The organism is Micromonospora sp. NPDC003197 (assembly GCF_053590565.1).
Genome location: NZ_JBSFTE010000023.1, coordinates 1 through 12325, shown reverse-complemented (window position 1 = coordinate 12325; position 12325 = coordinate 1). Strand labels below are relative to the sequence as shown.

At 61.0% G+C, this 12325-nt stretch carries 12 protein-coding genes; 4 read left to right on the top strand and 8 right to left on the bottom strand.

All coding sequences use genetic code 11. The features are described 5' to 3' along the window. Positions 1-211: 211 nt before the first annotated feature. Complete coding sequence (locus tag ACWDV4_RS22740; protein ID WP_449981981.1) at positions 212-634, bottom strand: hypothetical protein; 423 nt, start codon at positions 632-634, stop codon at positions 212-214. A gap of 159 nt (positions 635-793) precedes the next feature. Here ACWDV4_RS22740 and ACWDV4_RS22735 point away from each other — a divergent pair, with 159 nt between their 5' ends. Beyond that, the gene (locus ACWDV4_RS22735) at positions 794-1345 is read left to right on the top strand and encodes a hypothetical protein (RefSeq protein WP_449981979.1); all 552 of its coding nucleotides are present in this window, start codon (positions 794-796) and stop codon (positions 1343-1345) included. Positions 1346-1431: 86 nt separating this feature from the next. Here ACWDV4_RS22735 and ACWDV4_RS22730 read toward each other — a convergent pair whose 3' ends face one another. The 3 genes from ACWDV4_RS22730 to ACWDV4_RS22720 form a co-directional block, all read right to left on the bottom strand. After that, entirely contained in the window at positions 1432-2157 is a 726-nt protein-coding gene (locus ACWDV4_RS22730; protein WP_449981977.1) for a GntR family transcriptional regulator, read from the bottom strand. Between the two features lie 351 nt (positions 2158-2508). Then, on the bottom strand, positions 2509-2751 hold the full coding sequence (locus tag ACWDV4_RS22725; protein ID WP_449981975.1) for a hypothetical protein: 243 nt from the start codon (positions 2749-2751) through the stop codon (positions 2509-2511). Continuing rightward, on the bottom strand, positions 2744-3016 hold the full coding sequence (locus tag ACWDV4_RS22720; protein ID WP_449981973.1) for a hypothetical protein: 273 nt from the start codon (positions 3014-3016) through the stop codon (positions 2744-2746). Before ACWDV4_RS22720 ends, ACWDV4_RS22725 begins: the two co-directional genes overlap by 8 nt. A 522-nt stretch (positions 3017-3538) precedes the next feature. On the opposite strand from ACWDV4_RS22720, the gene ACWDV4_RS22715 reads away from it, so the two are divergent. Continuing rightward, positions 3539-4303: a GntR family transcriptional regulator gene (locus tag ACWDV4_RS22715; protein WP_449981971.1), complete on the top strand. Its 765-nt coding sequence runs from the start codon at positions 3539-3541 to the stop codon at positions 4301-4303. A 10-nt stretch (positions 4304-4313) separates the two neighbouring features. Next, positions 4314-4976, top strand: a complete 663-nt coding sequence (locus ACWDV4_RS22710) for a YdcF family protein (protein ID WP_449981969.1) — start codon at positions 4314-4316, stop codon at positions 4974-4976. A 94-nt stretch (positions 4977-5070) separates the two neighbouring features. Here ACWDV4_RS22710 and ACWDV4_RS22705 read toward each other — a convergent pair whose 3' ends face one another. The 4 genes from ACWDV4_RS22705 to ACWDV4_RS22690 all read right to left on the bottom strand — a co-directional run bounded on the left by ACWDV4_RS22705 (position 5071) and on the right by ACWDV4_RS22690 (position 10719). Further along, on the bottom strand, positions 5071-6261 hold the full coding sequence (locus tag ACWDV4_RS22705) for a hypothetical protein (protein ID WP_449981967.1): 1191 nt from the start codon (positions 6259-6261) through the stop codon (positions 5071-5073). Positions 6262-6533: 272 nt separating this feature from the next. Next, positions 6534-8633 carry an ATP-binding protein gene (locus ACWDV4_RS22700; protein ID WP_449982148.1) on the bottom strand — a complete coding sequence of 700 codons (2100 nt, stop codon included), beginning with the start codon at positions 8631-8633 and terminating at the stop codon, positions 6534-6536. Positions 8634-8797: 164 nt separating this feature from the next. Next, entirely contained in the window at positions 8798-9787 is a 990-nt protein-coding gene (locus tag ACWDV4_RS22695) for a DNA adenine methylase (protein ID WP_449981965.1), read from the bottom strand. Between the two features lie 620 nt (positions 9788-10407). Next, positions 10408-10719 carry a hypothetical protein gene (locus ACWDV4_RS22690; protein ID WP_449981963.1) on the bottom strand — a complete coding sequence of 104 codons (312 nt, stop codon included), beginning with the start codon at positions 10717-10719 and terminating at the stop codon, positions 10408-10410. A gap of 282 nt (positions 10720-11001) precedes the next feature. Here ACWDV4_RS22690 and ACWDV4_RS22685 point away from each other — a divergent pair, with 282 nt between their 5' ends. Then, positions 11002-11448: a DUF6228 family protein gene (locus tag ACWDV4_RS22685; protein ID WP_449981962.1), complete on the top strand. Its 447-nt coding sequence runs from the start codon at positions 11002-11004 to the stop codon at positions 11446-11448. The last annotated feature ends 877 nt before the right edge of the window (positions 11449-12325 follow it).

The window sequence follows — 12325 nt, the reverse complement described above, 5'->3', positions numbered from 1 at the left end:
CACGGACCGCGTGCCGCAACCACACGAAACGAGTACGGCGCATCACGACCACAGGCCCGACAGCGGCGGGAAGCGCTCAGAGGAGTGATCGGGGGCAGGGTGAACTACGGTGGGCATAAGGCCCTCCTTCACAAGCTGAGGGGTGGGTTCAGGCGCGGGACGGGCCGGGACTCTTGGCGGGGAAACGGCCCGCCCCGCGTTGTGAAACTGGTCAGGCAGCAGCGGCAGCGACAGCGGCCGGCTTGATCGCCGTAGCCCGCAGCGAATACGCCATCCGCGCCTTGCACTGCCCCGACGACTTGCACCGCTGCGAATCCACATACGGAGTCAGCGTCAGACCCTCGAACTGGATAGCCGGCGGGTAACCCGGCACCGCCGACGCCGGAGGAACCGGCTGATGCGGCGCGATCACCTTCACCTTGACCTCAGTAGACCGACCGAACTTCCCCGCATCCGGGTCCAGATCCAGCACCCGAACCACCCACACCCGCTCACCCGTCTCCTTGTCCCGAGCCTGGTTATCCGGCTCACCACGCCGGTCAAAGTCCACCTGCGCATCCACCCCGAGACACAGCGCCCCAGCCGGGAAGACGTAGTCGAACGGAACCGGCACCTTCAACGTCAGCGGAACCACGTGCAACCTCCAAGCGCCATCGCCAGATGCCTTCTGACATCCGGTTGGTTTACCAAGTTACGTCAGCATGTAAACACAAGCAAGGGTTGCGAGAAGAATTCACCGATAGTGGACTGTCACATCAGGAGTGGGCCCTTGGTCCAGGGCTAGGGTTGACGCGTGACTGAGCAGGCGTGGCGGTATCGCTATGTGGGGCCTGCCGATGTACTTGCCGCAGCGCTGCCCGCTGGCGAAGGCCGCCTGATCCGCTGCCCGAGCGAGTTCAACGACTGGGCCGGATCGGTTGGCATCCGAGATTTAGCGGAGCCGTTCACGTTCGTGATTGACGGCGATGGCGTACTTCGTTTGGCACCTCGGCGCAGCGAACACGTGGCATGCGCCGGAGGTCGTGACGTGCTCAGCGCCGGGGAGATCACCTTTGTGGCCCAACCGGGCGGCTGGGCCGTCAGTGAGGTCACCAACCAGTCCACCGGCTACTGTCCCGATATTCAGTCGTGGCCAGCCGTTGCAGCAGCTTTGGACCGAGCCGGCCTTCGTCGCCGGCCGAGGGCCTTCACCGCCGCCTTCATCTTCCGCCGCTGCCCAAGATGCCAGGAAAACAACGTGGTCAAGGAAGACGACTTCGTCTGCACCTTCTGTGACAGCGATCTCCCCCGGCAGTGGAACGTTGATCCAGCTCGTGGCCATGCAGATCCCGGCGCAGCTCGCTGAAAGTACGTCGCTGGATTCGCGGCGAACGAAGGCGGTTCACCTGACGGAAGTTGCGCATGTAGTCGGCTCCCCGCCTGATCAACTAATCAGGACAGGGGGTAGGTGTCCTCGATCTCGTGCCGACTGCCCGGCATCACCAACACCGAGGTCATGATGGGTTCGCCGGATGCCTGAAAGACCGTGATTACCGCGCTGAGCACCGGCTCATCAGCGGGTACGGCGAGGGCTTCGGCTTCGTCTTTGCTGACCCGGCGGGCGGTCATCCGTTCGGTGGCGTAGTCGCCCCGCAGGCTCTTGAGCCGGGCGATGTGTTCCAGCAGGCCACCGTCGATTGGCTCAGGTTTGGTGATCCCCGTACCGACGGCGATGTCCACCGGCACGAACGTCGCCACCAGGTCCACCGGCCCGAACTGCGACACCGTACGGCGACGCCGCTCGTACACCGGGGTGCCTTCCGGGATGTTCAACTCGGCGGCGATCCGGGCCGAGGCCAGCACCGGGCCGACATGCAGGATCTCCGTATCAGCTGACTCGTCCAGCTCGACCGCGTCCCGCGCGTACTGCGGCGAGGTACGGCCCGACGGCGGGCGACCCCGCACGAAACTTCCCCGGCCCTGCTGGGACTCGATCCACCCGTCCTGCTTCAAGATGCCGAGCGCCTTGAGCACCGTCGGGCGGGACACCCCGAACTCCGTACAGAGCTGACTTTCCGAGGGCAGGGCCGCACCAGGCGGGTACGTGTCGTCCTCGATCCGGCCCCGCAGGGTGTTCAACACCCGCAGGTACTTCGGAGTCGGAACCTCGTACGCCATCACAAGCCCCCCAGCAGCAAAGATCACATAATGTCAATACAGGAGCGTAGATGCTCGCAACATGACAGCACAACCCAGGTCAGCCGTTCGGCGGCACATCCCCAGCCGGAGGGCTCAGCCACCCCGACCAGGAGCTACCTCCCGCGATCAACTCCGGACGGGAAGCACCCGGCCACCGCCGAGGCATACACCCGTACCGACCGAACACCCGCAACGCCGCCCGCCGCAACGCGCACGGCCCGACCTCGCCGCAGCCCGCACACCGGCCATCCCCGCTCGACGGCGTGTGCCGGTCAAGCTGGCCCTGCGCCGCCGCCAACTCAGCACGCACGGCGGCGGACAGGTAGACGCTCACGACTGGACAGCCAACGGCGACAGGGCCGACGCGCGCACCAACACCTGCACCTGCGCGCCGAGCTTTCCGCCGGGAAGGACCTTGAACCCTTCCAGCCACACCCAGCTGTGCGACTCCGGCCGGTTGGTCACCAGACGTACCCCGGTCACCCGCAGCGCAGTCGGCCCGTCCTCCGGGTGGTACCTGTCGGTGGCGGAAAGGCGATACACCTCGCCAAGACGTACCCGAATGTCAAACACGGCGACCCCGCACCACCTTCGCGGCCGGCGTGCCGGCGGCAGGGTTGCGGACGACGGGCCGAAGGCCGGACTTCATAACGAAGATCTCCCGCTTCTCCACCGCGAGACCGGCCTGATCCAGCACGTAACCCGTGATCCATGCCCAGCCCCGGTAGGTGTCCTTCTTGCACACCGAGATCACCCGAAAGATCAACGCGCACTCGCCACGGAACTGCACAGACGCAGCGCCGTCGATCCGCAGCACATCACCTGGCTCCGGTGTCACCCGCTACCCCAATCCGAGAAAGTTGGATGGCACCGGGACGGGCGGGCTCCCCTGCGGCCACACTGAGCCCCCTCACGGCCGCATCTCCAGCACCCATCCCGGTGCCAGCTCACGCGGCCGCCAGGCGGCCAGACCCACCACAGTCCAGACACGACCGGCGAGCCAACGCCCGCCCCGGCCGCGCAGCCTGCGCCATCACCCGAAGCGCCAACCGCTGCACGACGTACTTCCACCCCGCACCCGCGCAGAAGGAGCAGGCCGGCAAAGTGGGTGGCGTCGACACGGCGTCTGGGCCAGGAAGGCTAGACGCGCCTGAGCCGAGACCAGTCAATGCCAGACCAGACATAACCGGAGCTACCGGAGCAACAAGCATCAGACTCTCCCCAGACGCAGAGCGTTAGAACTAGCTCTATAGGACAGCAAAGCGCATCCTTCTGTCAATAGAGCTAGCTCTAATGGTGGATCGTCTAGCATTCAGCCTGACGGTGATAGCTTCAGCTGGCTCATGACGAGGAGGAACAGGTGAGCATCGGCTACCGAGAGCTGGCGGGCCTCCTGCGTCAAGCCATCCAGCGTGGCGACTATCCCGAGGGCGGCACGCTACCCAAGCAGAACGAGATTGCCGCAGCCCACGGCGTCAACATCAACACCGTGCGGCAAGCCGTACGGGTTCTCGAAGCCGAAGGGCTGGTGACACCGGTCCGCCGTCGGGGAACCGTCATCCGGCCACAGGTCCCTATGAAGCGGCTCGGCATCGAGCGATACGCCAAGAGCAAGTGGAAGTCTGGCCTCGTTGCGTTCGCCGCCGACCGGGAAGCGACCGGTCGCGCCTGGGCACCAGGAGATCAAACCCAAACCGTACGGATGACCGAAGCTGACTCCGAGGTCGCCGAAGCCTTGGGCATCCCGGCAGGAGCGCCCGTCTATGAACGTGCCCGACTCGTCAAGGAAGCGGATAGTCCCACGCATACCCTGACCAGCTACTACCGACCCGAGGACGTCGAAGGAACAGCACTGGTCGACCCGACCCCCGGCCCAGCCGGTCGCGGTGGCGGATTCGCAATCCTCACCGACCGAGGCTTGGAGCCGGATCAGATCACCGAGACCGTCCGCGCACGTATGCCCACACCGGACGAGGTTCAACTGCTACAACTACCTGCAGGTGAGCCGGTCATGATCCTGCATCGCACCACGTTCACGGGTGAGGGTCAACCGGTCGAGTTCGCCCGGGGAGTACACGCCGCATCCCGCTTCACCTGGTCGTACACCTTCAAGATTCCTGACTGAAAGCCAAGCCATGACGATGCCCACGGTCATCCCGTCAGCCCACCGCGCAGACGTCGAGTGCCTGTGGGATTACCACAACATGCACCACCAGACCCGGCCATGCGATGTCGGAATCGGCCTGGGCAGCCATGACCTCGGTGTCGCCAAGGTCGCCACCGACCTCTTCCACCAGAAGATGTACCCGCTACTCGTCTTCACCGGCGCCAACGCGCCCACCACCATCGAACAGTTCCCCAAAGGCGAGGCCGTCCACTACCGCGAGTACGCCATTGAGCACGGCGTACCGGCCGATGCGATCCTCATCGAGACCGCAGCCAGGAACACCGGCCAGAACATCGAGTTCACCCGCGCCCTACTGGCCGAGCACCAGGTCGAGACACAATCCGTGATCCTGATGTCCCGCCCGTACCAGCAGCGCCGCGCCTACGCCACCTGCAAGAAGCTCTGGCCAGAGGTCGACGTCATCTGCGCGTCACACCCGCTCACGCTCGATGAGTACGTGACCAGCATCGGCAACGCCACCAAGGTCATAGACATGCTCGTCGGCGACACCCAACGCATAGACAAGTACGCCGAACTTGGTTTCGCCATCCCCCAGGACGTACCCGCCGAGGTACGAGCCGCCTACGCCCGCCTTGCAGACGCCGGTTACACCAACAGGCTCATTCAATAGGTTAATTGCCACCGCTTACATGGCGCTTGCTCCTTCACTGGCGTCTACGACGTCCGCTTGCATGCGCCACGCACATTGAGGGAGAGTACTCCAGCTAGCGATGCCGGGGCCCTTGCGCCCTAAATCGGCTGAGGCTAATGCTGTTTTGTGGCACACCGAGGCTCTGCTGCGCAAGCAAAGTAAGGACACTCCGCCCGGTGCCTAGCGGAAGCGATGAAGCGGAATGTGCCAGCGCGACCGGGATGACCGCGTTCGGGTAAAGGCGCGTCTGGAGTAAATCAAGAACTTCCAGAGTCGCCTTCAATGTCGGATACGAGGCGAAGTCTTCAGATGCCCTGTACGAGAACGTTCCATCAGGCCTCTTCTCTGGCTTTTCGTAAGGAGGCCCGCCGGGAACTCTAGGCACGGTCACGACTAGAACTTCCCCTGTTCTTGTTCTATAAATAAAACGCCTTCCGTAGAACTCATCTCTCCCATAGTAATGAGCTTCAGTCTGAATGGTTACATATTTATTGATGTATGGCGTGTCGAGCATCATGACATGACCCTCAGGAATAAAATCGCGAATAGCCTGAGCGTGATCGGCGAACCTGCCGGTCTTTTCGATGCCTACCACGAGGGGAGGGGCGATGTCCCGTGACTCAAGCTCCGTGCAAAGCGCCTCCCAGTACTCACGAAATCGAGTCTTCATCGGAGCTATAGGGCCATAAACCGCTAGAGGTCCATCAGTGATGAAGATGCCATTGGAGAGGCTTTGAGGCGACATTCTGTAAAAGCCGTCTAGGTAGGAGACAAGCAACAATCGCTCCGCAATATTCATTGCGCGAGTAAGGGGAAGAACATTCTCGCCTTCTTCGGCATACTCTTCGTAAAGGCGGAGCACATCAGTTAGCTCCATCCGATCGCCACAACTCGCCTCGCTACAATTTCCACCCGCTTTGGTCACACGTTGGACAGGCGTGCCAGATGAGCCGCAGCTTGGGCATTTAGCCAGAACCAAAGAGGTGGCAGGGCGACCGGGCGCGCCATGAATAGTCATTAACGCGTCCGCGAGGGTGAACCTAGTCCCGAAGTCTTCGATCCCTGCACCTGCAAAGGACCTTGCGAGTTCCACTCGCCAACTCGCTTTACCGGTCATTCCCTCGATATATACACTTGATCCAGGAAGAACGCTGTTGACAGTTTGCGATTTTTGAGAGCGCTCCAGCTCCCTCGCATTAATCAAACCAGTGCTGTTTGCATTCAGAAACCGCGGGATGTCCACATATACGCCGGCAATCTGCATAAATCCTACCCGAACTGAGGGGTAGCCGGCTCGCGCTTCAACCTCTTGATTCGACCCGTCAAAAGCGATTGCAAAGCTCGGATCAGGTCGCCGATCTCCAACTAGCGACTCGATTGGCTTGCATCGGCTAGTGATGTGCGGTCGATCCTTGGGGGGTGTAACCGACGGAGTGACCCATCTCTTTAACGCCTCGCTAACCGCAGGGCTCATAGCAGTTGGCACATGAGCGATCCTGGATGCACGCTCTTGAGGGTACGGCACAGTGGCGTCCCTTACGCTTTGATCTCGACAGAAGGCAAGCCAGCCACAGCCCGCGCTCTATTTATCATTGCGTGGTCGAACTTCGCGATATGCACTGGAACGATGTATTTTCCCGAGAATGTCTTTACGCGAGCGTAACCCTTATCTTCTACCTTGCGGAGGCTCTCGGCGAATACGGCGAAATCATAGTAGTGCGACAGCTCGCGCGTCTCGTTATCGGAATTGAGATGAGCAACGACCCAGTTCGAAGTGTTAGAGAGGATGCGCTTGTCGACGCTGGTAACTTCTTGAGTGGCGTAAACCAGGCCCATCCCGTATTTGGCTGCTTCCTTGGCAAGTCTCACCCAGGGATCCTCATGGACGGTGGACTTGCCTGACTTTTCGCGGTCAAACAAATTGTGCGCCTCTTCAACTATTATTTGAATGGGCACGTTTTTCTCATTCTCACGAAAGCGCTGATTTGCCTTGTCGATCAATCGAAATACGAGACGTTCCGAGAGCATCTTGGTTACTCGCTCGGAGCCGATCGAGAGATCAATGATGACAAGCTTCCCTGCAACCAGGTCCTCCCAGACACGGTCGGCTAGGTCTCCTCGGCCCTTAGGGTCGTGGTAATCCACGAGAAGCCGGACGCGGTTAAGAATAATGGTGCCAACTTCTGCGTCGAACACGTCCAGGATTGCCTTGAACGGATCGCAGTCCCGCCAACTACTAAAATCTAGACCCTGATACTGGGCAGGAACTGCATCGGTGATTACTTCCTTTATCCGTCGCGATAACCAAATCATTACGTGGCGAGCGGCAGCAGCAGAATCAACGGCGCAGACTGCTTGTTGGGAGTTAACAACTCGCACAACGCCTGGTACGTCGGCTTCAAGCGCCTCGCGAATTTGCCGGCTCATCTTGAAACGAGTGCTAAATCCCTTGCTTGGCCCCGCAAATCCCGCCTTGCTTAGGAGCCCATAGAAAGCCAAACGGCCACGCCATGCGCTATCGCGATCACCGTAAAACTCACCATCGCCGGGCTTGCCTGCCGGGTAATCCGCACGGTTCGGCTCAAGAATCTTCGCCGTCTTGAATGCATTAGCATATCCGGCATTCTGATCCGCGAGGTCGTCCTGGATTAGTCCCCAGACAGTCGGCAGCTCGTTAGTATCGTAAAAATTGACTGCCAAGGGGAACTCTTGCCCCGATGCGGGGTCTGGCCTCATCTTATATATCTTTACCAAATCGGTGCCGAAGCCCAACAAACGCAGCCCCGTTTTGTCCTGGTCATTGACGTTGGCGTACTCGCCTTGCGGGTCGAAGATAAGCTGCCCGATTTTTTTTCCAGATCGGGCAGCATACTCGAATACCGCGGTACAAATAGTTTTGTTGGTGTTGGATTTACCGGCACGAGTCATTCCAAGAACGGCAGTTTTGCGAGAGATAAAGTCCGTCACCCTTACACGGACGGGAACCTTGTCCATTTTTGCGTCGATCGCCCGGCGGCGCGTGGAGGCGAACCGAACAACCCCCAGCTCAATCAAGTCCGGGACAAGTTCCTTCTCTACCTCCTCTTCAGTCACTAGCGGATATGACGCAATGAGCGACAGGACTTCAGCAGACGGAACGTAGACGAAATATCGCGCTCCCGCATAAACGTTGTCGATATCGGCGCCCCACTGAATAAAAGGTCGACGCGCAACAGTGTCACTATAAAAGGTTCCTAAAACGTCGCAGTCGAACGCAGACATTTCAATTTGACCCGAGGTCAGATTGTCTACCACCTTATCTGGCTTCATTTCACGGACGTCTGCATCCCGCATTGCCGCTAGACGGGTTGCGATCAGCTCGCTTTCGTTGGGGAGCTGAGCAGTATCCCGCACGCGAAGCAAAATCACTTCAGCATCGTCCAGCGGTAGCTCTGTTTCGTGGGTCGGCACAGTCGCTGCCGCCAACAGGAAGCCGTTTCGAGGAACCCCGCCTGCCGATATTTTAACGAAGTCATCGGTTATGACCGTAGCTCGATCATAGTTCAAGTGGTAAATTCCGCCCAGCCGCGTCGCCCCTGACAAGAGGTCCGTGAGGGGATTGCCCCCAGCTACCGCGGCCCCCGCGATGCCGGACATGTTGGTCACGCATTGCTCCCTGTGGTGGTGGCTTACATGTGCCGCATGCACATACATAGCCACACCTGTCTACCAGTGAAGACCACCATCTACGATGTCGAATATCCGACACGTGAGGAGCCGCGAATCATTGAAGCAGGGCTTGAAATAGCCTTCCGCCTGCGCTAGGACGATAGAACGCGGTACCTGCCAGATTCGGGAATCGTGGGGAAGTTGGTCACGAGCAGCTCGTCCTTGACGGTGCGAGTCTCAGATCCGGCTGCGGTGTAGCGGTGTGAGACGTGCAGCGTCGTCTCGCCCGGCCTATCGCAATACAGGTCACGCACTGTCGTCGTATCGTCATACGAGAGTAACCAGCGATAGGACGAGGTGGCTGTAAGGGCTTCGGCCAGCCGAGCATGCTCGTCGCTGCGGAATGACCATTGATAGAGCCACGCCGCCTTGTCTACATAAGGCGGATCGAGGTAGACCACGATCTCGTCTGGTTCCAGCATCCCGAAGGTGGTCGGGATGCGTGCTAGTGCCACACGCCAGTCTGCCTCCCAGACGTCTAGCAGGCGACCAGTCGATGCAAGGTCCGCCACCCCCTCGATTCGACGCTTCAGGCCCTCGATGCCGAAGCGGCAATCGATCTTGTAGGCAGACTTCTGTGAGCGCCCGCCGATAGGCCCAGCATGTCCGTGCAGGATGCCTGAGAAGGTCGTTCTGTTGAGGAAGAGGCACTTGAGCGCCCGGTCTCTGCATGTTTGCGGATCGCTAGCACGCCACCAGTCCCACCGCGCGACCGTTATCGGCTCCTCTTGCATGGCATCGATCAACCAATGCGAGTCGAAGGCTGCTGTCTTCCAAAAAGCAGTAACTAGCGGGTCGATATCAGCTAGCACGCCGTGTTGCACCAAGCCAGTACCAAGGAGTCGAAGAGTCGTGGTGGCGCCGCCACAGAATGGCTCGATCACTAAACGAGGTGGCGGGACGTTCGCCCTGATCAGTGCTTCAATCACAGCCACAAGCTGCCTCTTGGCTCCGGGGTAGCGGAGCGGACTGATCACAGAACGGGCATACAGAGCCTCGTCTGCAAGAGGCGCTGGCTTATCCAACACAGTGTCGGGAGGCCACGACTTCCGCCGCAGGGGCTTCTTCCGCTCCCGATCCATTGGACGTCCCTTCCAACGCACGGTATCTGCCGCGGACGATCGAGATCATATCGGTCCGGCGCAGTGTTGGACACCGCCGGCAAGCGGCAGGCTCGACACAGGGAGCCGGCTCGGCACGTCAGCTCGGCTTAGCAGCGCCCGTAGTGCGCCCGTTGGGACGGACAGGATATCCGGGGCACCGCGCCGGATGGATGCGCCCCGGCCTGCGTGCTCAACTGTCAGCGGTCATCATGCGCACAGATCGGCGTCGGGCACGCAACGGGCACTCCAGGATTCGTCCCAAGTCGCCAGTGTCTCGGCGAATCCCCGCAAGGCGTTGCAGGTAGTAGCCTGCCTGGCGGGGTCCGCAAAGGCGTGACCATCGCCCAGGTCAGAGGCAGACTCTAGGCTGCGCTACTTGTCTGGTCCCATGTTTGGTACATGTCTACTTCCAGCACTGCCGAAACGTTCTCATTAGGATCAAGGCACCGCGCAAGCGCGGCGCACCGGCCCGCCCGCGCTCGGCCTGCTGGCGGCCTCCGGCCGGCATCGGCCGGCGCAGCGAGCCGCACCGTCACGCGTCGCGACACAATCAGGTCTGCTCCGGGCAGTCCTTCAGCGACAGCGGCGAGAGCCACTCTCTACTGCATCCCAAGCATCGCCACGGCCATGGTCCGCAACCGGCCGTAGTATGCGCGCTCTTGCTGGCCGACCAGGATCAGTAAGACGCGATCAAGGTCAGCCACGCAGCGGGCGAGAACCTCCTGGCGTCCTCTGTCCAGGCGGCCTCGATTGCCCAACCAGGTGCTGACACAGCCCGCAATGTCGGCGTCGAGCATCACCATGTCGACGCCAAGCAGGTCTACGCCCCTCAGACGATCCGGGAAGTCAGCCCGCAAGTGGACGTTCCACAGCCGCGCCACGGCTTCGAGTTCATCGCCCTCTGTCCGCATCCCACGATGATCCCAACCAGTGACGGCCGTGACGATCGCGAGGGTGGTTACCCGCCGCCGTGGTCGGGGCGATCGCTGCCGCGCCGCTGCGCGGCTTGCCACCGGAGTACGTGGCCGAGGTACGTGGTAAGCCAGCGGTACGCGAAGCCGCCCCGGCCCCGACTGGGCCGGGGCGGGAAGCCGTACGTGCCGTGCAGCCGCGAGCGGTAGCGCCTGAGATGCCAGCAGCGAGCGGGAAACCCCCGAAGCGGAAGCGTAAGAAACCGGCGATACTTCCTTGCCATGAGCGAACCCTTCGTCCTTGCACAGCCCAGCGGTCCGCGATGGGCCATCCATCCTCTTGAGGACTTGTTCGGCGAGGGGTACGTCTACACGGCCGCGACCGAGCTACACGATGGCGACATGACCGCCTCGACCGTCGCGCAGTTCGAGCGTCTGTTTGTCGGGCAGCACCATGTCGGCATGACGAAGTTCGTCGAGACGCTCGCGGCTGACTGGTCCGGCTGGGACGGGGTCCGCCGGTGGCGGTCGCTCGAAGACGAGCTTGAGCTCGACGCATGTCACGACGGGCGGGGCTACGTGTCGCTTGGGGTGACACTCCGAGCGTCGGGCCTCTACCTGGACAACACTCGCTGGTCTGCGCGAGTCGTCTTCAAGCTTGAGGCCGGTGAGGAGATGACGCATCTGGCCGCCGACCTGGCGCACTTCCTCCGGCCACAGCCCGGCTAGGAGACCGTGCCTGGCAGGGCCGAGGCATTGCCGAAAGCCGTAAAGTCGAGTTGCCCACGGCCGGAAGCTGCCCAGTTTCACCAGGCTGAACGGCGTGCAGAGTACGTGCAACAGTCTTGATCGACTGGCCAAGCGGACAACACGAACACCCAGGTCACGGCCCATGGCCGTCGCGTTGCCTCAGTCGTGTCGACGTCGTCTGAAGTTGGGCCCTGCTGCGGCGTCTGAAACTGGACCCCTTTGGCCTGTTGACGTAGAGGGGGTCGAAACATAGAAAAGGCGCATGATCTTCAGCTGTATGAGGTGGCGGACAGCTCGCGAGCAGGCGGATCGCCTGACGCTGATCAGTCGGTGGGGGCACTTCGTCTTGGACCAGCCAGTCTTCGTGCGGTCAGGAGAGACCATTCGGACCCAGGATGGCTACCTCTTGGTCGAGCGGAACAACGGACAAGTCGCCGCATACCCGGGCTACGTGAATCGCTGAGCTGCAAGACGTGTGCTCGGAGTGCTACGGACTATTTACGGACTGATCTTGTAAGCGAGCGGCTGAGCACGAATCGTTTCAGCAGGTCAGAGGGCCGCACACCGGCTGAGTCGTACTCCATTCCTAAACCGTGTGTCGCAGGTTCGATTCCTGCCGGGGGCACCTCGAAGATCAGCAAAAACGCCACCTGAACAGCGGATACGCTTCCCAGTCGGTTTGGCCTTGTGGACAGCTGCAGGCCGCCCTCAACCGCTGTTTGTCGCCAGTCACGCAAAATGCACGCAGTGATTTTGGGCCGCTAACCTCGGCCCTTCGTTAAGGGCTGTCCAAGGAGTGGACCGGAAACGAAGAAGTGCCTTCTGATCAGGGAAAATAGGGCTTGTCGAGAGTCCT